The sequence below is a fragment of the Butyricimonas sp. genome (assembly GCF_019423355.1).
Classification (GTDB): domain Bacteria; phylum Bacteroidota; class Bacteroidia; order Bacteroidales; family Marinifilaceae; genus Butyricimonas; species Butyricimonas faecihominis.
In genome coordinates this window covers 208,158-229,439 of record NZ_JAHZBP010000007.1, presented here as the reverse complement: position 1 = coordinate 229,439, position 21,282 = coordinate 208,158, and the positions used below count along the sequence as shown (strand labels likewise).

General features: G+C 46.0%; 14 protein-coding genes. 4 read left to right on the top strand and 10 right to left on the bottom strand.

Going from position 1 to position 21,282, the window contains the following annotated elements:
• Positions 1-382 precede the first annotated feature (382 nt).
• Positions 383-1,048: a recombinase family protein gene (locus QVC79_RS11575; protein WP_270594505.1), complete on the top strand. Its 666-nt coding sequence runs from the start codon at positions 383-385 to the stop codon at positions 1,046-1,048.
• Positions 1,049-1,318: 270 nt separating this feature from the next.
• Here QVC79_RS11575 and QVC79_RS11570 read toward each other — a convergent pair whose 3' ends face one another.
• From QVC79_RS11570 to QVC79_RS11530, 9 genes are all read right to left on the bottom strand, one after another.
• A complete protein-coding gene (locus QVC79_RS11570; RefSeq protein ID WP_287642484.1) occupies positions 1,319-2,410 on the bottom strand; it encodes a TlpA family protein disulfide reductase in 1,092 nt (363 codons plus the stop codon).
• A 114-nt stretch (positions 2,411-2,524) separates the two neighbouring features.
• The gene (locus tag QVC79_RS11565; RefSeq protein WP_270594509.1) at positions 2,525-4,939 is read right to left on the bottom strand and encodes a Gldg family protein; all 2,415 of its coding nucleotides are present in this window, start codon (positions 4,937-4,939) and stop codon (positions 2,525-2,527) included.
• A gap of 26 nt (positions 4,940-4,965) precedes the next feature.
• Positions 4,966-5,889 (bottom strand): ABC transporter ATP-binding protein, encoded by a 924-nt coding sequence (locus tag QVC79_RS11560; protein WP_118303082.1) that lies wholly within the window; start codon positions 5,887-5,889, stop codon positions 4,966-4,968.
• Positions 5,890-6,214: 325 nt separating this feature from the next.
• Positions 6,215-7,204: a hypothetical protein gene (locus tag QVC79_RS11555; protein ID WP_270594510.1), complete on the bottom strand. Its 990-nt coding sequence runs from the start codon at positions 7,202-7,204 to the stop codon at positions 6,215-6,217.
• Between the two features lie 26 nt (positions 7,205-7,230).
• Positions 7,231-8,727: a RagB/SusD family nutrient uptake outer membrane protein gene (locus tag QVC79_RS11550; protein ID WP_270594511.1), complete on the bottom strand. Its 1,497-nt coding sequence runs from the start codon at positions 8,725-8,727 to the stop codon at positions 7,231-7,233.
• Positions 8,728-8,745: 18 nt separating this feature from the next.
• Positions 8,746-12,267, bottom strand: a complete 3,522-nt coding sequence (locus QVC79_RS11545; protein ID WP_270594513.1) for a SusC/RagA family TonB-linked outer membrane protein — start codon at positions 12,265-12,267, stop codon at positions 8,746-8,748.
• A gap of 133 nt (positions 12,268-12,400) precedes the next feature.
• On the bottom strand, positions 12,401-13,579 hold the full coding sequence (locus tag QVC79_RS11540; RefSeq protein WP_270594515.1) for a FecR family protein: 1,179 nt from the start codon (positions 13,577-13,579) through the stop codon (positions 12,401-12,403).
• A gap of 71 nt (positions 13,580-13,650) precedes the next feature.
• Positions 13,651-14,220 (bottom strand): RNA polymerase sigma factor, encoded by a 570-nt coding sequence (locus QVC79_RS11535; RefSeq protein ID WP_270594517.1) that lies wholly within the window; start codon positions 14,218-14,220, stop codon positions 13,651-13,653.
• A 160-nt stretch (positions 14,221-14,380) separates the two neighbouring features.
• On the bottom strand, positions 14,381-16,951 hold the full coding sequence (locus QVC79_RS11530) for an RNA-binding domain-containing protein (RefSeq protein ID WP_270594519.1): 2,571 nt from the start codon (positions 16,949-16,951) through the stop codon (positions 14,381-14,383).
• A gap of 271 nt (positions 16,952-17,222) precedes the next feature.
• On the opposite strand from QVC79_RS11530, the gene QVC79_RS11525 reads away from it, so the two are divergent.
• Positions 17,223-17,660: an N-acetyltransferase gene (locus QVC79_RS11525; RefSeq protein WP_124317544.1), complete on the top strand. Its 438-nt coding sequence runs from the start codon at positions 17,223-17,225 to the stop codon at positions 17,658-17,660.
• On the opposite strand, the gene QVC79_RS11520 is transcribed toward QVC79_RS11525, so the two are convergent.
• Positions 17,657-19,552 (bottom strand): TlpA family protein disulfide reductase, encoded by a 1,896-nt coding sequence (locus tag QVC79_RS11520; protein WP_270594523.1) that lies wholly within the window; start codon positions 19,550-19,552, stop codon positions 17,657-17,659. The genes QVC79_RS11525 and QVC79_RS11520 overlap by 4 nt on opposite strands.
• A gap of 103 nt (positions 19,553-19,655) precedes the next feature.
• On the opposite strand from QVC79_RS11520, the gene rnhA reads away from it, so the two are divergent.
• The gene (gene rnhA, locus QVC79_RS11515; RefSeq protein ID WP_124317546.1) at positions 19,656-20,144 is read left to right on the top strand and encodes a ribonuclease HI; all 489 of its coding nucleotides are present in this window, start codon (positions 19,656-19,658) and stop codon (positions 20,142-20,144) included.
• Positions 20,145-20,252: 108 nt separating this feature from the next.
• A complete protein-coding gene (locus QVC79_RS11510) occupies positions 20,253-21,221 on the top strand; it encodes an NAD-dependent epimerase/dehydratase family protein (RefSeq protein WP_087419403.1) in 969 nt (322 codons plus the stop codon).
• The last annotated feature ends 61 nt before the right edge of the window (positions 21,222-21,282 follow it).

Sequence of the window (21,282 nt, the reverse complement as noted above, 5' to 3'; positions counted from 1 at the left end):
GTCACCTTCTTTTTAATTATAGTATAATTATCCTTCTACTACGCCGAAAACCCAATCTTACACGCCGAGAGATTGACAATATCATATTTCATTTGATATTGAAACGATTAACACCTAAAATGGCCGATTTAATCGTTCGTTTAAAACGGTTACTAAAAAGATAAAAAAATGACTATCCAGTTATTAGCTACATTGCAAACGTTTTCCATTAAGTGTCATTATTTTACAATAATATTTTGTTTTTTCACATAACATCCATATCTTTGTATCAGAAAACCAACGTTTTAACCAACAATTTTACTTATAGAATATTCATATAATTTGTATAAAACGACATCTAAATAGTTGTACTTTTGGTTGCCATTATTTAATACAAATTATTATGATTATTGCCTATTTGAGAGTCAGTACAGAAAAACAGAATTTATTCAATCAAAGATCTGAGATTGAGCGATTTGCAGTTCAAAAAAACATTACAGTTGATCGTTTTATCATGGAAATTGCTAGCGGGAAAAAAGCAGGTAAAGAGCGTCAACTAGGAAGCCTGCTGAAGAAACTCAAAAAAGGAGATACCCTGATCGTTACAGAAATTTCACGTTTAAGTCGAACCCTGACAGACATCATGAGTATCATGGGTAAATGCCTGGAAAAAGGAATTGTTCTCCACAGCGTCAAGGACGGCTATACTTTCGATGACTCCATCAACAGTAAAGTGTTATGTTTCGCCTTCGGACTCGTGGCTGAAATAGAACGTAACCTGATCTCCATGCGGACCAAAGAAGCCCTAGCTTTAAGGCGAGCAGAAGGAGTTACACTCGGACGTAAAAAGGGAAGTTATACAAAATTGAAGATATTGATGGACAATCGTCACACGATCATCAAAATGTTAAAAGAAGGAAAATCAATTATCACGATATGCCGTCACTACGAGCTTTCCCGTGACACGTTCGAAAAATTCAAAAAGAAATGCCCGGATATTTCCGGTATTTTAGCAGAAAAAGCAAAAGATAGAAAAACGGTGACACTCAATCATAAAACTAATACATAAAATACCCCAACAACTAACTGCCGAACTTTACATACGTGAACAAATCCCGAACATTCGCCATTTGTCCGCCCATGATTATCCCTTTGTCTGCCGATGGGCTAGGACAAGAAAACAGCATCTTCATAGCATAAACATAGCAAGAACAATCTCCAGTGTTCTTGCTATGTTTGTGCCGTGTAATTATTGGGTACTTGTCCTAGCCCATCCCCAGCTCTACCCCAGAGCAATCGTGGACGAACGTTGTGATTTCCTCACATCTATCGACAACAATCAATCTAATTTCTCCCGATAAATCTTCACCTGCTCTTCCAGATGCTTGATAACATCATCCCCCACACGATTCATCTTGGCTGCCGGAATACTATTTTCCAAAGCCTGAACACCTTTACGTTTGAAACTTTCGCCATACCTGTAACACAAAATGCCCATCGCTTCATGAACACGGTAGTCCCCGTTTCTTCCACTTCTCAATAACCTCTCGGCCGCATCTAAACCATTCTTGATAACGGCATCTGTTCTCAAATCAGAGTCCAGCACCAAATGCATAATACTCTCCATAACAGCAGGATATTGCTCGTCTCCCCTGTATTTTTCCTGTATTACATCAAAATACCGGATAGCACTGTTTTCGGAAACCTTCAGTTTACACTGGTATTTCAAAGCAGCGCTCTCTATATTTTCCGGCATAATTTCGAGTAAATAGAGCGCTTTAAGATACTCCTTTTCTTCTACAAGCCCCTTGACTGTTGCCAGATCGGCCTGAATTCCCTGTCCCGGGACAATTTTAAGCGCCCAGATGGCCATTCGAATGATTTCCGCTAACCTCGGACTCCACCCATCCCAACGTCCTCGAATGATCCCTTGATCATCAATAATTATAGCCGACGGGTGATTGCCATGAAACGCCTCCGCACAAGCATCTGCTCCTTTCCCGTAACCGCAAGGATAATGAAGCCCACGATCTTCCCACCATTTCCGGGCCTCACGTTCCGGAACCGTCTCGTGTGAATCCACCCCGATAAACTGCACTCCCTCGTAAGGCTGCATATTCCGGAACAGCACGGTGTCCAAATCGTGAACCAGATTGATACAACTACCACACCACGTGGACCAGAAATTTATCACGATAAACTTCCCTTTTAACGCCTTGCTATTTAACTTTTTATCAAAATAAAATTCCGGGGCAGGCTCACCCACTTGTTTAATCATCTCCATCGTGTTGCCTGCCGGTTTCCTGTAATCTGTCATCCAACCTTTGGAATAATCTCTCATAAACTTGTTAAAAGCCTCGTAATCCTGAGCCTTAACAGAAATAGCTGCAAACAATAATACAACCATGTAAATCAATTTCTTCATCATCATTCTCAAATTAGTTAAATCACAGAGCCGTGTCAAAAGAGACACTCCCGCCACGGCCCTGTGACACGAAAATTATTGCACAAAACACTGTATTAAAACAGCACCAAAATACATTCTCTATTTTCCCTTTCTCCTGAATAGCAATAACACACCACCCAGCAAAATCAACACCGGTAGAATCCATTGCAACATCGTCTTCACGTTTCCGGCGGCCTCCGCACCAATCGTCAGGTTATTGTCAACCGGTTCGGGACGGGAAGTATCCACCGGGAGTTCCCCGTAAGACAACCATTCAAACATCGACATGATCAGCCCCCCGTTTATAGAAAGTATCCCCCTACGATTCGCCATCACCTCTCCCATACTGAAAGCATCCGCATCCCCGATAACCACGATTCGCTGTTCCTTTCCTGCCTGTTGACGCTCCAAAGCCATCATCGTCGTTTTCGTCCCGGCTTGCTCCCCGGCATTAAGATTCAACAGGGGTGTTTCATTCACAAAATCAATCGTCTCCAACTCGTTCCAACTCGAAGGATCACGCCCAACCAGTAACGGGGTCACCCTAAAACCTTTATCTTCCACTTGCAAAACCGCTGAAGCCTCCGGCATCACGATCGAGTAAGGCCATTCAGGATGATTGGTTTTTATGTACAAATCGTCCCAAAGTTTAGATAATCCCTTGGCTTCATCGGTAGCTCTACAAAGAAACAGGCTAACCGGATATTCTCTTTCCTCGGCCTGCCCCAAAGCTCCGGGGCCGCCACCCGCACCTCTGGCAGAAGGCATACTGGCAGCATTTTTATCCGCTATCTGATCCTGTTTCTGCACCAGAATCCCCGGCTCAAAACGCAATCCCAGTTTCTCCATCAACGGGGCCAGATAACTGTTCGTCCTTGGTTTCCCCGCAATAATCAAGTTCTTCCCGCTCTCCACGTAACGATATAATTTATCCAATTCCTCTTCCGAGAAGGGTTCCCTCGGTTCAGAAACGACCAGCACATCCAAACTATCAAGCAATTGAGGATTACGGCTCAATTTCACGTCCACCACATCAAAACCTTGATTAATCAAGGCCGAACGATAGAGCTTTTCCGACACCATGTAGGAATAATCCCGGTTCCGATCTCCGGTAATCGTGCGGGCATAGTGATCCGAGAGGAAACCCACACTTGGTAATTTCATGCCAATCCGTTTTAACGCGGCGGAAATCTCCGTCTCAAAAGGGACCCTTTGAGCGTCGTTGAACACTCGTAGAAAAGTCTTTTCCCCGTTTTCACGTTCCAGCAATACCACGAAACGATACCCCTCATCTCTCAAATCCACGTCCGGGTCAACTTTAGACAAGGGAACATATTTTTTAGCATTAACACCTTGAAACTTTGCCATCTCTTTCGCAGCCTCGCTCAACGTTTTTCCGGCAAAACGATGTGCAAAGAACCCGTCCGTCGTATCCGTATAATAATAAAACACGTAATCCATCTTCGTCTCCGGCTTGAACCGAATATAAGAATTATAGCGTGCTATATCGGCCATCACCTTGGCAGGAGTAATATTGTAAATACTACCAAACAGATTCACGTAAGTCGTCATCTTCAATCCCCCGTCCAACTTGGACACGATCTCTTGGCTAGCTTCGGTCAACGTGTTTGTCTTGGTATGCGTTGAATCGTGATAAAATCGCAACGTAGGACGAGAAGTCACGTACCCCAGCAACATCGCCACGATAAACACACCCAAGAATCGCCCGACTTTACTCAACATGGAACGACGCTCCCGGATAAACTGCAATTTCAAAATCGCGAACCCGAGAAACATGGCCGTCATGATAACGAAATAAAGGAAATCCTCGCTGCAAATCATCCCGTTAATAAACGTACCGGCCCGTCGGTCCAAGGCCAGCCAATACGTGATGTCCCGGACAAAAGTATATTCCTGCCACAGCCCGGACACGAAACGCAGAAAAGTCAACAAAGCCAGCATATAAATAGCCGCCACGATCGGGTAAGTCGTCAGCGTGGACATGAACAGACCGATTGCCGCGTAAGTCCCGAAAAGAAGGTACAACCCCAACAATCCGGTCAACACGGCCGCCCAGTCAAAGGATTCAATCCAACATCCGCCAAGGATAACGTACACCAGCAACACGCTAAACATTAACAACCCGTACATCATCATCCCCAGAAACTTTCCCAGCACGATATGACGACTGGTAATCGGGGCCACGAACAACAACTTGATCGATCCCCGACTGAACTCCTGACTGATTAATCCCATCGTCAACAAAGGCATGATCATGTACAACAAATTACTAATCTTGGGCCACAACCCCCGTCCCGTTACATCGAAAAACAACGCCCGGGACAAATCAGACAAGCCCCCACCCCGGAATTCCTGACTTCTGGCATACGCCCAAAGCACATCCGTAAAGTTCATCGCTGTCATAAAGACAAAAAGGATCAGGATCAACCACGCAATCGGCGAGTAAAAAAGATTTGATAACTCCAAACGAGCTATTCTGTATATTGCTCTCATAACATTTACTTCTTAGAATTAATTGATTATTTACCGGACAATTTAGCGAACACGGCCTCCATGGAACTCTTCTCCTTTCGCAATTCTGTCATATCCCATCCCCGGGAAACCGCCTCCCGCATCACTTGCTTGATCGTTCCCCGCTCCCCGTCATACCACAAGCGAACGCCATGATTGTCCAACACTTCCGCCCGTTTGATACCGGGTAATTTCATCAATTCATCCACGACCGGAAGCTGATCAAATTCCAAATAAAGCGTGTTCGGTTCGATATAATTATCAAAATCTTCCGTGCTACCGGAAAAAACCACTCTCCCGTGTTCAATCATCTTGATAGAAGAACAGGTGGCCTGCACTTCCGACAAGATATGCGTCGAAAGCATCACGGTCCGATCCACGGCAATATCCTTGATTAACTGGCGAACTTCCAGAATCTGGTTCGGGTCCAACCCGTTCGTCGGTTCATCAAGCACCACGAACTTCGGGTCATGCAGGATGGCTTGAGCCAACCCGACGCGTTGCTGGTATCCACCCGAAAGATTACGCAATAACCGGTCTTTCATGTGAGTAATGCCGCAACGTTCCTCGGCGACAGCGATCGCCGATTTAATCTTTTTCTTATCCATCCACTGTATTTCAGCACAAAAACGCAAATACTCGTCGATCGTCAGATCCGGATACAAAGGCGGTTTCTGTGGCAAAAAACCAATTAACTTACGAGCCTTCACGGGCTCTTTCAACGTGTTTATCCCGTCGATATACACCTCGCCCGTGGTCTGTCTCATCACACCACAAATAATGTTCATCGTGGTTGACTTACCCGCCCCGTTCGATCCTAACAAACCAACCACCCCGGCCTCATCGATCTGGAAATTAATATCCTCTATCGCCCAGCGACTGGAGGTATACCGATGATACAAATGTTCAACTTTTACAATTGGATTTTCCATACAAACGATTTATTATTATAAAATTCTAGACATAGTTCTCCCATGACAGCAAGTTGCCATCATTTCTCTATACACATCTTTCAAAGCAAGATTGTATCCCAACTCCTCCTCTGTTTATAGAGGAGGTGGCACGAAGTGACGGAGGAGTTTATTTCAATGTAGTCAACTTATTTACAAGAACTCCCTCCCCCTTCGGGTACTCCCTCTATAAACAGAGGGAGAGTTGAATTACTCACCGTCTTTAGATATTATTTCTAATATCCCATATTATAACTCACAATAAAATAAGTCATTACAAAGATATGTATGCTCTATTGCCACTCAACTACTCATAATACAACTCACCAATAACCGGTAAATCTACCCCCCAGTCTTTAAACGCGGCGACAATAAGATCATATTTCTTCTTAATGTTCCCCGCCACGTCCATCGACGGATGTAAAAAACCGGCATAATTATAATCCCCGATTACCCAAAACAACGGGTCAGGATAGGAGATTGAATTTACATCTATTTCCAGCATCTCCTTCGGGGTTGTAATAATCATCTCCACGTAAGCCCGAATGTCCTCACTCTTTGCCGCTTCCTCGGAGTTTGCCAACCGTCCCAACCAACCTTCAGCCATCCACTCCTCGTAATAATCCGCGGACAAAGTTTTAGAATAATCCGTCACGGAAAGGAAATCCTCCAAATCCGCCATCGGGTAATCATCCACCAATTTTTCCGTCAGCATCCATAAGTGCAGCTCATTCTTCATCTCCAGCAAATCTTCATTCGTCATATTCTCCACAGACGCATCCCCATGACTAAATATCAGCGTATTGGCAATATTATTGAAATAATCCCGTTCCTGTTCTGCCAGATCCTTATTTCCCAAACGATAACAGTAAGTCACATTCTTGGCAAGAATCACCTTTTTCACCATCTTCTTTTTCAGAAGTTCTTTGGAATAATGATTCAAAAACAACTTCTCGATCCACTCCAATTGCTTACCGACATACTCCTCGTCCGGCAATTCCACACGCAAACCGGAATTATAAAACGCTAGCTCACCATCATTAACTCGCATCGTATCATCCACAAATCCCGCCCACCGGTCATTTTCGTTATAATACACATCCTTATCCTCGAACTTGTACAGGAAATAAATCCCGCAGTCTTCATACCAGTTCACGATCTTCGTGTCATAATCGTGATTCCCTTGCGGAAGGACATAACGAAACTCCGGTTCCGTGGAAGGCGTTAACTTCTCATCATCATCATTACATCCCGTCCACAAAAACAATCCTAATATTATTATCAAAAAATATCTCATAATACCCTTAGTTTTAAATTCCATGACTATTTATTCTGTTCCAATCTGGGATTCAAACGGATCACCTCTTCCGCAATCGGCAACACGTACCTGTTCTTCTGCAAAGTCGCCTCGGTCTTGTTGCCGGAAGCCGTCTCGAAAAGAGTATGACTAATTTCCGGCATACCGTACCTTCTCAAATCACACCAACGATGCATCCAGTCCCCGGCTAACTCCCGACGGCGTTCCTCTTGGTAAAACTGAAACAAATCATCCGGATCCGTGATATTCACCTCCTCATACGTGTACTGATTATTAAAACGGTGGCGACGTAATTCATTCAAATCATCTAAAGCCTTCCGGCAATAAGACGCATCCCCTCCGGCCATATATTTACGGATATATCCCTCGGCTCGATTCAAATACATTTCAGCCGTGCGAATCCCTTGATACACGCCATTATCACTTCCCCCGATAGACAAAAAACTCCGGTAGTAGGTTATAGACGGGAAAGCCATTTTAAAATTCCATGCGAAATACAAACAACCCCGTATATCCCGGATCGTCTTTTGTTGCACCATCGTCTGGTTACAAGAACCGTACAAATCCAACAGTTCATCGGAAACCATATAACAAGGATCGGAAGCCTGCATATCCCCCAACTCCCGGTAACCTTCACGCATCCAAATCACCTCGTCCGGTGTTCCGGTAGCGTACACGGATAACGATTCCGGGGATCTAGGCGTTCCCCAATTCACCGTGTTCAAATCCAATAGATTCGGTTTCACCTGCAACACGCTATCCGCGTAAGCTATCGCCCGGTCCCAGTCCTCCATGTACAGATACACCCTCGACAAAAGAGCCTTGGCTGCCAAATGACCTATCCGCAAAAAGTTACGGTTATAATCGTACTCTGTCAACAGCCGATTACCCCTCAACAAATCCTGTTCGATCTGCCCGTACACCTCGGCCACGGAATTACGAGGAAATCGTTCGTCCCGCACCTCCATCGTCAACTTCAAAGGTACTCCCGGATTCAGGCTCGGATCACCCTCATTGTAAGGCATTCCATACATATTCACCAACATCAGGTAATACATGGAACGTAACGTCAACGCCTCCCCCCGAAGATTCTCTCTCAAAGATGCCTCCCCAGTCATGTCATCCAGACAATCCAGCACGATATTACATCCCAAGATCTTGTTGTAAGGCAACTCCCAGAAGGCCGCATCATACCCGCCCCCGGCATTGTTGAACATATCCGCATCCCACAAAAAACGCCACCTCATATTCTCGAAATAAGTCCGGAAACCTTCATTCCCCAACCCGTTACACTTTATATCATCCGTGAAAATATCCATGATATTATACTGCACCTCTTTCTGTCCGGCATCCAGATAAGCATCTCCCAGCAACAACTGTTCTATATCGGTAAGTTCTGTCGGCCGAACTTCAGTTATACTATATTCGTCAAGGAAACCGTCACAACCGACAAGCATCCACAACATGAACGAACCAACGAGTGTTAATACGATCGATTTCATGCTCTTTATCTATTTTAATTAAAAACTCACGTTCAAACTAAAGGTAAAATTCCTCGTCAATGGCTGGCTTCCCTTCGCCACCTCCGGATCCCGGCTATCAAAATCGCTACTCACGATCTGGAAGGGATTGGATAACGTCATGGTAAAACCCACGTTTTGGGCAAACCGACGAATCAATCTCTCCGGGAACACGTAAGAAAGACTTATACTGTTGCAACGCAAATACCACGCGTCCACGACCCGGACATCCGAATTCGCCCACGCCTCGTAAGGATAAAGGCTCACACTGGAATCTTTAAACGGGTACATCGGCAAACAATTCTCACCCACCGGAATAGAAGGAATATTCGTGTACTTCTCGTCACCCGACTCCCGCCAGCGTTTCAACAGCTGGGTCGAGGCATTCTTGTACTCACTCGGCATACCGTACGTGTTATTCATCTCTCCATACGGCGAACTCAAAAAACACTGGTTCCCGGTCGATAAATAGAAAGAAGTCGCCAGCGTCCAATTCTTGTAGCGGAAGTTCATATTCAACCCCGCCGTTAAATCCGGGTCCAGCTTCCCGGCATGAACCATGTACTGTGTCACGTCCAGTTCCCCCGCGTTCGTGGCCGCCCCGGACATATCGAATAAAGGCCCGCCATTTCTCGGGTTCAACCCTGCAAAACGGAATGCCCAGAAACTGGAAACAGGATACCCTTTCTTGTTATATTTCCCGCCTGTAACCTCTTTCCAATCCCCTGTCGGCTCAAATTCCGAACTCACCTCATTATACACTTTCGAGGTATTGAATCCCAAGCTCCACACGAAATCCCGTGTCCGAACAGGTACCAGACTGAATGACAACTCCCAACCAGAATTTTTCATATTACCACCATTCACGTACATGGAATGCTCTCCGTTCTCGTAAGGAATCTCCCGTTGGGTAACCAAATCTTCCGTTTTCTTGTAATAATACTCGAACGAACCGTTTACCTTACTATGCAAAACGCTGAAATTAATTCCTAAATTAATCGACTTCGTCTTTTCCCATTTCAAGTCGGGATTCGGTAATTTCGTGTAAGTCATCTTGAACTCTCCCGTCTCCGGGTCTAAAGGCAGGATCTTAGCAATCAGATTCGCGCTCACGTTCTCCACCACGTTCCCTTGGTAACCGAAGGTTGCCGACAAAGACAAATAATTCAACAAATCCTGCCCCTGCAACCAATGTTCATCCGTCACGTTCCAACGGGCACCGATAGACCACACCGGCAGATATTTCTCCTTCTCATCCTGCCCGAAACGGTTGGAACCATCACCTCTCACGGAAAAATTCAAGGCATACCGATTATCATACATATAAGAACCCGAAACATAGTAAGACAACGTGTTATTCAACGATTTCGTCAAAGAGGGTGACGTGCGCGCATAGCCGTTCAACGTGTAATTGACATCCGTACTCGGTCTCATACCCAAAGGCACATCCACGAACGACAACCCTCGCTCCGGCATATAACCATAATTCGTTTGCGCGTAAGATTTATGCTTATTACTACTCAACTCTCCTCCAACCATCACATTCACAGCGTGACGGCCAAAATTCTTTATATATTCAAACTGTCCTCGCCAGCTATAATTGAATCCTTCATTTTCGTTCACGTTCAACTCACCCCCGTAAGGTAAAGGCGAAGTCTTGAGGTCCGCATCAAACACATCGTATTCGCCATAATTATACCCACGAATTCCGGCAATGTAATGAGTCCGTTCCGTAAACCACGACTCCCCGAACGTAGAAATAGAACCTCCCCCCAAGGTGGTAGAGAAAACAAAACCTTCCAGAATCGTCCAGCGTGCATCAACACTCAAATTCAGACTTCTACTCCTATTTTCATTCCCGGAATATTTCAATTCATTCAAAATATTATAATCATACCCGTCGTCTCCGCTAGCATAATAAAACAGGCTCCCGTCCTCCTCGTAACAAGCAATAGCCCGGTTGGCATTAATAGCATAATTGAACGGGTCCACCCCATTGGCAAAAGCCTTTGTCTCCGTGTGCGAGCCGGATAAAGAGACATTCAACCGTAGCTTATTCCAAAACGTCGAACTCAGATTCAACCGGCCGGTATAAGAAGTCTGTGAATTTCCCTTTGCCGTATTTTGGTTATTTGAATACCCCAGAGAGGCATAATAAGTCGAGTTTTCATTACCTCCCGAAAAACTCAACGAATGAGAATGAGAAAACGGGGTTTGGTAAAGCACGTCAAACCAGTTCGTGTTCACGGATTCCAACGCCTTAGCCCCCCGATCAAACTCGTCGTAAGAAATCTCTCCCCGCTGGTAAGCCAACGCCAACCCAATATAACCGATTTTATCATTCGGCACCTGAGCCCCTCTCTGGTAAGCCTCCCGGGAAAGATCAACCCGCTGTTTGGAATTCATAATCTCCAGCTTGTCATAATTCAACTTCTCCCCCACGGAGAAATTACCGGAATAGTTCAATGACAAACGTCCCCGCTCCCCTTTCTTCGTCGTGATCACGATCACCCCGTTAGCAGCCTTTACCCCATAAATGGCCGTGGACGAAGCATCCTTCAACACGGTTATATCCTGAATATCATTGGGATTCAACCAAGCAATAGCCCCTCCGACAAAGTTCTTGATCATATCCATATTATCATCACCAATATTGGTCAATTCACTGGTGCTGAAAGGCAACGGGTCCTGTTGGATAATCCCGTCAACCACCCACACCGGATCGGCATTCCCGACCAGCGTGGAAGTTCCCCGAACACGCACTTTCTGACGGGTACCGGTCAAACCGCTCTGGTTAATTACCATCACTCCCGGCAGTTTCCCCTGCAGCATCTGTTCGAGCGTCTGCGATCCGGTCATCACCAATTCATCAGCATTCACTTTCGAGTATGAGCCGGCCATCGCTTTTTTCTTCACGGCCTGATAGCCCGTGACAACCACTTCATCCATTTTAATCAGATCCTCTTTCAAAACAACTCGCATCGTGTCTCTTGCCGTGCGGACCGAGAAGTCAACGATCTGGGTAGCAAACCCCACGAAAGAAAACTCCAACCTACCCTCGGGAACGGGTAATTGCAACGAAAACCACCCCTTCGCGTCCGTGGCCGTCCCGAGAGAAGTTCCCGATAATTTTACCGTAACCCCCGGCATCGCCCGCTTTTTCTCGTCCACGACCCATCCTTTCAACCGGACGAAAATCCTCACGGGATCTTGATTGATCACCAAATCCTTGATCACGATCACATCATCCAGCAAGGTGTACGTGAGCCCCGTCCCCTCCAGCAAGCGACTCAACACGTCCTTCAGCACCTCGTTCTTGACATCAATAGAAAGATGATCGATCGCTTTTATCTTATCGATGCTATAAAAAAAGCGAATCCCCGTCTGTTCCCGTAACTCCAGAATAATCGTTTCCAAGGAAACATCCTTCATCTGCAAAGACACCTTGTTCTCCTGAGAGAACCCCGTTGCCCAAGTACTGACCTGCAACACAACGGTTAATAAGAAAGTCAGTTTCATCATCAAAAAAACTTTTTTTAAGACATGGATAGGTACACCACGCCTACTAATCCAATTTTTTTTCATACATTTGAATGTTTAATTATAGATAATTATAACAACTTAGACGGGGGTGCCGGACCAGGGCAACCCTGTCTTATTTTTTATACACAGTAATCGTACGCTCCTTCACCACAAAGCGAACATCCCCGCCCGTCTCTATAAATTTCAAAAAATGCTCGACCGTCTCGTACTTCTGTAAATCTCCCGAAAAAACCAGTCGCTTACACTCTTCGTTCGCGAAAAAGACCGTCACGTCATAATTCCGCTCGATCACCCTCATCAATTCCTCCAGCGTCAAATGACTAAACACGTAAAGCCCGTTACGCCATCCCACGTACTCTTTCAGATTCACTTCCCGCACATCCCACGTTCCCGTCAAGGAATCAGCGACAACCTGAAACCCCGGCTCCAGCACAACCTTTTTCTTATCCTTCCCCGTGAACTGCACGGAACCATTGACCAGCGTGGTTACCACCCGATGCTCTTCCGGGTAATCACGCACGTTAAATTCCGTCCCCAACACCTTCACGCATCCCCGGGAAGTATGCACCAAAAAAGGCTTCGATTCGTCTCTCTCCACCTCAAAATAAGCCTCTCCCGATAACAGATACACCTCTCGGTGATCCTCTCGAAAACGTACAGGGAACTTTAACCGGGAATCGGCGTTCACCCACACTTTCGTTCCATCCGTCAGTACCAGCATGTACTCCCCTCCCCGCGGGACATTCAACTCGTTATAAGCAATTCTATCCGTTGGCGTTACATCCTCCGAGGCATACACCACCTTCACGGAATCCCGGGTAATCTTTATCCCATCCGCCTCCCGAACCTCTCCTTTATCCTCTCCCAAATCAATCCGGGTCCCGTCGTCCAGCATGATATATCCCTTTGACATGATGGGCTGTATTTCTTCAGCTAACTCCACGTGATTCCGTTTCTCCCAATGCACATTCAACCAGTAAGCAGCCCCTCCCAGAACAAGAGCCAGTAAAAACGAGGCGGCAATCCTCACCTTCCGTAATACCCGGACTCTCCGTCCCCGTTTCACGTATGCCTGAAATTTCTTGTACCCATCCTTCGAAGAAAAACGAGAGGATTCCTTCAGCCAAGATACAAGCTGTTCCTTGTCTTCCAGCCCGGAAGCATTATTCAACAAACCCGGTTCCCGCATCAATCGCTGAAACTCCTTTTTCGCCTCTTCATCTTCTTCGTTGAAAAAGTTTCGAACCACTTGTTGAACAACCTCAAATATAGTATGACCATGACGTTTCATTACACTTTTTATATTGGATTCATCTATCAAATCCAAAAAACCGAAAAAGTATAAAAAGAAAAATGATTTTTTTACAGGAAAAATAACATGGCCACGATCCAGTACTTGCCAAGTTCCTGTTTTATAAATTTATAGGCTAGATATTTTTGTTGTTTAACCGTATGAATCGTCACGCCCAACTTCACCGCAATCTCCTCCCCGCTCATCCCGTCCATGCTCATCAAAATCACTTTCCGACGTTCTCCCGGCAATAAATCGATCAACTCCCTCAACTTGCGCAACACCTCTTCCCGCACCACGCTCGAGAAATCCTCTTCGGACATCTCCAATTCCACCTCGTTCCACAACCTCAACCGGGCCTCTTCCGTGTTCCGATCCCGCAAATATTTCAAAGCATTATTCGTCACTGAACGATATAAATAAACCGTCAAAGCCTTCTCGTTCTCGAAAACGGCTGTTCCGTTCCACAGGTTCACGAACACCTCCTGCACGACATCCTCCGCCACGTGATCATCTAATAAAATCCGAGCCGCATGATGACATAAACTTTCATAGTAAGAGTTGAACAACTCTTGCCACGCTTTCTCGTCTTTACGATTTACCCCGTAAACTAATTTCGTATATCCATCACCAAGCTCCATATAAATGTGCTACTTAGAAACAAATATAGGAAAAATATTTAGTATTGGTTACAATTTTTTCTTCGAACTTTTCACGATTGTTACTATTCAACCCCATTTCATAACTCCAATTATTTATATAACAATCCTAAAACTCTTGAAACACGTTCCCGACGGCCTTTCAATTCTCCGAATGATACTCCACCACCCGGTCGAAATGCGGAACCACGAGAGCCTCCACCACCTTATCTCCGAATTGCTTTCTTTCAATCTGAATTGTCCGGTCCACCTCTTCCCCGAAAGCCTCCCTTATCCTTTGATGAAGAAACAACTCATACTTATCCAGATTACAACACAAGTAATCCAAATCCGCCTGAATCCCCACGGGTATCCCTTTATCACTCATCCCGATATACACGGTTCCCCCCTGTCCATTCAAAAAACTGCACATATCCTGCATGATCGAATCCAACTGCGCCTCCACGTCCACGTGTTTCGCCCCCACCGGATAGACCAGTGAGTTCTTAAACGTTTGCTTTTCTTTCATGTTCCCGACCATAGTATCTTCCTTCCCCTTCAGCGACAACAATTCCAATACCTCATCCTCCCTCCAACGGGATTCTTCCGTAAGATTTCCCTGCCCCTCTTTTGCCAATATAGATTCGGCCACTTTAGCCACGTAATCATCCTTCGAATGAGAAAGACGTTCCAAATCCCCCGCGAAAGAACGGTCCCCGTAGGACGCCAGCATCCGGATCACCGCCCACAAAGGCTCCAATGCCGGGTAAGCCCGGAAGTCTTTCTCCAACACGCCCAGATCCAATGTTTCCAAACGCCCCTCTATAAATTCATACTTCACGATCAAATGATTGATCAGGCAATCATAATACCCTTTCAAACGATAATCACCCAACACGTGAGCCAACAAGCGAATAAAATAAAGTAAATTCAGATTCTCCAAACAGACCTCTTGCGTCAGGTAAAGCTGCAACAGTCGGATCAACTCCTTCACGTACTTACCCGAAACCCCGATAGAACGCTCGATCTTGCCCGTGTTAAACTTTCCCTGCCCGTCCCCGTTTTTATATTTCTTGCACTCTTCTATATAACTGTAAACCAGATTGGCCACTGCCTCATGCCGGTCAAACCGTTCCTTCGTCGCTTCCAAAATCTTTCCCTTGATTCTCCCTACCGGGGGGACATCCGTGATTTCCAAAAGATAGTAACCACCCCTTTCCTCGCTTACCCCCTCTGCCAGAGGAGTAGAAACCAAGAAACCACTTTCAGACAGCCATGTCACGAAACCATTCTTCTCGCTCAAGAGTAAGGCGTTACACTGATCACCAACCCGCAAATGCTCCACGGCCACCTGATTCAGTTCCTCCCAGATCGAGAACTGCAAGCGGTCATCCTCCGACTCCACCACCGTCGCCGTCATAATATCCCCGGGATGAAGAATATCTTTCAAACTATCCAGCCTTGCCCGTGTCACTTGACTGACATGCAGAATACCCTGCCCGTCGTACTGCGGGTCCACGATCGCGACGAAAGCCAGCGTGGGTTTAAAATTATGCACCAGCTTCACCCGTATATTCACGACAGCCCCCACGGGCGGCCGCTTTTTATGAATCACGCTCTTTCTCAATTCATCCGAAAAGTCAGCGAGGATACCTCTCCACGCTTGAGTCGTTCCCACCAACCCTTCCTCGAAACTCAACTTTTTCTTACTGTACCCGAGTTTCAGAGCAACACCGTCAATCTCCATCAGCGTGTCAAACTTTAATGAAACCGGGGCAGCAAGCGTGATCGCTTTCGTTTCCACCAATAACTGCCCGTGCCCCTCGTACAGACGCCCCTGACAATTTCTAATCGCATCAACCGTCTTTTCTGCAATAGATTCCATCAAGACAGGAATGGAGAACTTTAACAAATCCTCCCACGTGAACACGGCATTCTTCTGGTTAAATAACAAAGAATTAAACGCGTTCTTCCGAATCACCTCATCTTCCTTATCCCGTAACACATACAAGTACCTGAAAAACATGGAACGCAAGCTTGCCAGCTCTTCCTGCACGGGATCCCCCAACAAGATCCGGGTCCCCAGAATCCAAACAGCCTCCTGAATCTGATCCCGGGTATATCCCTCAAAACACAGCGTATCATCCTGTTCTCTCACAAGAGCTATCCGTTCGTTAAAACGTTCCATCACCCTTGGATTAGGTTTATTCAACGTGTTATACACCAGTAAAACGAGTCCCCGTGCCGGCAATAAATGCAACCTCGGACTAAACCGAACGATCGTCAGTAGCGTTATCCACACGAGCGATTTCTTGTACAGGTAACCCGACACCATCAATTTCTCCAACTTCGAAGTAATATACTCCCCTTCTTCCCCAGCATCAATCAGCCGGACCGCCTCCCTACTGGCAATAGCCTCATCCAGATAACGTTCCACCTGCATTCGGGCATCATTCAGCTTGACCCCCTCAAAACATTTCAAATAATCGGATCCCTCAAGCATCCATTCCAGTATACGAATAAAAATATCATTCAGAAGATCATAATCCTCCAAGATCATTTCCTCTCCCCCTAACTCCGCACGAACAACACCCAAGAAAGAAAATATCCACTCCGGCCCTTGTTTTCCAACAACCGTGAAATCATAATCGCAAATATACTCGTCAAGAATGCCTGCCTCTTCTTTCGTGAGAGGAAGTTCCTCGAACAAATGTTCAGGAGATACAAAATCCATTATTCTTATTTTTATTTAATGCAAAAAATATTCAAACATACACTTTTTTGTAAAGCGCCGCACCTCATGACAAAAAATCAATGTCTCCACTCCTCCTCAATGAATCGCAACCATGCAAAAGTAACAACTTTTTTCTGAAAATCAGCACTTCAAGCTATTACAATTTTATCCCCCTCTTTTCCAACATTTATTCCTCTCCATTAAAAAACACTTTCAATCTCGCCTATTTTTTATTACATTCGCTCACATAAACGCAAAAATATACAAGACCATGATCCGCCACTTTCAACAACAAGACGAGGCCGCCGTTATCCAGATATGGCTGGAAGCATCCGCCATTGCCCACTCCTTCATTCCCCGTTCCTACTGGGAAAGCAAGATCCCGGATATGCGTAACAAGTACCTGCCACAAAGCCAAACCCTCATCCACGAAGACGAACACACGAACGAGGTCACGGGATTCATCTCACTGATCAACAACTACATCGCCGCTCTCTTCGTCCCTCCCGACCGGCAAGGACAAGGAATCGGGCAAACCCTCATGGCACATGTTAAACAACAACACCCCGAACTGGAATTAAACGTTTACGCGGAAAACACGCAAGCCTTGGCATTCTACAAACGCCAAGGCTTCACGGTCACACGTGAACAAACCGACGAACAAACCGGTCGGCAAGAGTTCACGATGAAATATCAACGGGGCGCTTAAAGCATCCCCGACAATTCCTGTTCCAACATCCCCGATCCCCTCAAATCATTTCTCAACCGGGCATTCCCGTCCCGGTCAACAATAACATACGAGGGAATCCCGTCCACACCGAAATAATCACATATATAATCCCATTGTTTACGATTCAAACGATAATGCTCCCCCTCGATTCCTGCCACCATCTCCAACCATTTGGATTCCGGGGAAGATTCGTTCGTGATATACACGAAAACGACATCCTTATCCTTGAACTTATTCTTCCGGGGTTCAAAAGCGGCAATCGCCCCCCGGCAAGGTCCGCACCACGTAGCCCACAAGTCCACCATCACCACTTTCCCCTTATAGCGGGCCATAATCGCGTCGAATAGCTTTTTATCAGACACCGACGGCACCTCCCGGATTCGTTTTTCCGCTTTCACCTTACTTTCCGCAACTTTAGCATCGATCTGCCGTTTCACCTGTTCAAAAGCCTTCGTATAGTAAGGATCGATAGTAGCTAGATTCCGTAGTTGCTCTTTTGTCAAGGGCTTCATATTCTCCAGTTGATCATAAATGCCCTGCAATTTGAAATAATCGATCAAAAATCCTTCTTGACTCCCCAGTATCTTTTCCAACCGATTCAGCGACGGAATCCGGTAGCCAACAATATCAAAACAATACGGGAAATCACGAGCGTACAACATATCCAACCGATTCACATCCAAATCCTTCAACACCGCGAAATGCTTATCCGTGAACTCCGGGGCCTTGAAATCGATCTCCCGTTGATCCCACCCGATATGATTCGCCTCCCGGTAAGCCGTTTCCAAATTAGACTCCCCGGAACAAACCAGCCTCATCACAAAACCTTTCACCCCGATCTCCCGGTATTTCCGTACCCCATCCGGTAGCGCCTTGTCATTCGCCAAACGATCCATCTCGGTCCTGTAAAGCTTCATCACGTACGCAATATACTCGTCGGCATTCATCCCGTTGATATCCTCATAGAAAGAATACATAGAAAATCCATCCTCGTACTCATCCTGTAACGCGTAATTCAAGGGGATAAATCGACTTTCCCCGACCACGTAAGCCAAACGATGAGCCTTCATCCGGTCTTTCTGGTAGCGAGAAGCCCTTCGGGTTGCCTCTTCCAAATCGACATACACCTCCACGTCATCCCCCGGATCAAGCACGATCATCGTGTGGAAAAGCGTGTTACTCAAATGAACACACATCGTGGAATACTGATCAAATTCAAACGTACAACTGTGATCCTGATCTATCCTCTTCGACAACTCCTTCCCCGGGCTAAACATATCGCTCACGAAAAGCTCGACATCCCGCCCATCCATCAAATCACGATAACCACATAAACGCACCTTCACCCTCGTCTTCCCTGTCTTCAACTCAGCCGGTGGCAACGTGGTAGCCTCCTTCCAGTCCCGGACAGACACGTCCGACGGGACAGCCACCGCGGCCACTTCAACATCAGGATTCAAATTCAATCCCCAGACATGCCAGCCCCCCAGATTCATCCGGCTCTCGATCACATCGATCGAATTCACCCCTCTCGGGAGAGGCGGGAAAAACAACTTGAACGAGAGCAACCCGGTATCACGCATCTCGAATTTCTCGCTCAACTTCAATCCTTCCGAGTTCAAGGCAAGATACTTTTGCCCGTTCGCCAAGATATAGATCCCGGAATCCACCCGGGCCCAGCCACCGGGAAATTGCTCGACATCGGCATAAATAATAGTAGCCGAGTCATTCAAAACAATACGGGAAATCTCAAGTGATGCAGAATTTTTAGCCTGAAAGGCCGGGTAATCAATCACCCGTTCCCTCGGTTGGCAAGCGACGAGAATGCCCACGAACAGGAACATCAAGACAGTTTGACTTAATTTTATCATATTTGCTATTTTATCAGGTCCACGCAAAGGCCTGTTGTTTCCTCGATATAAATATACAAATATTTTAACAAAATACTTACTTTTACACCGTAAAAACGAATATATGTCACATAATATCACGATATACACAGACGGAGCCGCCAGCGGCAACCCCGGACCGGGAGGCTACGGGGTCGTACTCATGGCCGGACCGCATCGTAAAGAACTGTCGGAAGGCTTTCGCCGGACCACGAACAACCGCATGGAATTGCTCGCCGTCATCATCGGGCTTGCCGCCCTGCGCTTCGAAGGGAGCAACGTGACCATCTACTCCGACTCGAAATACGTGGTCGATGCCGTTGAAAAAGGTTGGGTATTCGGTTGGGAAAAGACCGGATTCAAGAAAAAAAAGAACCCAGATCTCTGGCGACAATTCCTCGCCCTTTATCGCAAACACCGCGTGAAATTCATTTGGGTAAAAGGACACGCCAATATCCCGGAAAACGAACGCTGTGACCAGCTCGCCGTGGCCGCCTATAAAGCCCCGAACCTGCAAATCGATGAATATTATGAAGCAGAACAGAATTCTGACGAACAACTTTTTAGTGAATAGGCAAAAAAAATTGTCAATTGTTAGTCAAGGAGATTCTAAAATAACTATTTTCGCGCTACAATCTAAAACTAGAAAAAGTAACATCATTCATCACAAAAACTTATAGAGATGAAAAAAATATTAATCGTTGGTGCAGGGGGACAAATCGGTTCCGAACTGGTACCCCACTTGAGATCCATTTATGGAAACAACAATGTAGTGGCAGCTGATATTAGTGCTGAAAAATGTAAAGCATTGGCAGAAGCAGGTCCATTCGAGGAATTGAACGCTCTTGACGGGGAAGGTTTCAGTGCCATCGTGAAAAAATACAATATTGACACCATCTTCAACTTGGTTGCCCTGTTGTCAGCCACGGGAGAAAAGAACCCCAAACTCGCTTGGGACATCAATATTGGTGCTTTAACCAACTCTCTGTACATTGCCAAGGATAACAACTGTGCCGTGTTCACGCCGAGTTCTATCGGGGCTTTCGGGAACGATACCCCAAAAGACAAAACTCCCCAAGACACGCTGCAACGTTCCAACACCACGATCTACGGGGTTTGCAAGGTAACAGGCGAGCTTTTAAGCGACTACTACTTCAACCGTTTCGGTGTTGACACCCGTAGTGTGCGTTTCCCGGGATTGATTTCATACGTGACTCTCCCCGGTGGTGGAACCACGGATTATGCCGTAGAGATCTACTACGACGCCATCCGCAAAGGTTCATTCACCTGTAACGTGAAAGAGGGAACCTACATGGACATGATGTACATGCCGGATGCCTTAAACGCGGTTGTACAATTAATGGAAGCTGATCCCAGCAAATTAAAACACCGGAACAGCTTCAACATCGCGTCCATGAGCTTCGAACCCGAGCAAATCGCAGCCGAAATCCGCAAGCACCTCCCCGACTTCAAGATGGATTACCAGATTGATCCGGTGAAACAAGCCATCGCCAACAGCTGGCCAAACAGCATGGACGACACTTGCGCCCGCGAAGAATGGGGCTGGGCTCCGAAATTCGATCTTACCAGCATGACAAACGATATGTTGATCAAGGTGAAAGAAAAATTCGACAAAGGATTGATCAAATAAAGATACAACTTCAGAGCAAGAAAAGCAGCCTTTATCGGGCTGCTTTTTTTAATACCTTTTG

Excerpts from the sequence above, each read along its gene's own strand:
- QVC79_RS11575 (WP_270594505.1), top strand. The coding sequence starts at position 383 with ATGATTATTGCCTATTTGAGAGTCAGTACAGAAAAACAGAATTTATTC.
- QVC79_RS11570 (WP_287642484.1), bottom strand. The coding sequence starts at position 2,410 with ATGATGATGAAGAAATTGATTTACATGGTTGTATTATTGTTTGCAGCT.
- QVC79_RS11565 (WP_270594509.1), bottom strand. The coding sequence starts at position 4,939 with ATGAGAGCAATATACAGAATAGCTCGTTTGGAGTTATCAAATCTTTTT.
- QVC79_RS11560 (WP_118303082.1), bottom strand. The coding sequence starts at position 5,889 with ATGGAAAATCCAATTGTAAAAGTTGAACATTTGTATCATCGGTATACC.
- QVC79_RS11555 (WP_270594510.1), bottom strand. The coding sequence starts at position 7,204 with ATGAGATATTTTTTGATAATAATATTAGGATTGTTTTTGTGGACGGGA.
- QVC79_RS11550 (WP_270594511.1), bottom strand. The coding sequence starts at position 8,727 with ATGAAATCGATCGTATTAACACTCGTTGGTTCGTTCATGTTGTGGATG.
- QVC79_RS11545 (WP_270594513.1), bottom strand. The coding sequence starts at position 12,267 with ATGATGAAACTGACTTTCTTATTAACCGTTGTGTTGCAGGTCAGTACT.
- QVC79_RS11540 (WP_270594515.1), bottom strand. The coding sequence starts at position 13,579 with ATGAAACGTCATGGTCATACTATATTTGAGGTTGTTCAACAAGTGGTT.
- QVC79_RS11535 (WP_270594517.1), bottom strand. The coding sequence starts at position 14,220 with ATGGAGCTTGGTGATGGATATACGAAATTAGTTTACGGGGTAAATCGT.
- QVC79_RS11530 (WP_270594519.1), bottom strand. The coding sequence starts at position 16,951 with ATGGATTTTGTATCTCCTGAACATTTGTTCGAGGAACTTCCTCTCACG.
- QVC79_RS11525 (WP_124317544.1), top strand. The coding sequence starts at position 17,223 with ATGATCCGCCACTTTCAACAACAAGACGAGGCCGCCGTTATCCAGATA.
- QVC79_RS11520 (WP_270594523.1), bottom strand. The coding sequence starts at position 19,552 with ATGATAAAATTAAGTCAAACTGTCTTGATGTTCCTGTTCGTGGGCATT.
- rnhA (WP_124317546.1), top strand. The coding sequence starts at position 19,656 with ATGTCACATAATATCACGATATACACAGACGGAGCCGCCAGCGGCAAC.
- QVC79_RS11510 (WP_087419403.1), top strand. The coding sequence starts at position 20,253 with ATGAAAAAAATATTAATCGTTGGTGCAGGGGGACAAATCGGTTCCGAA.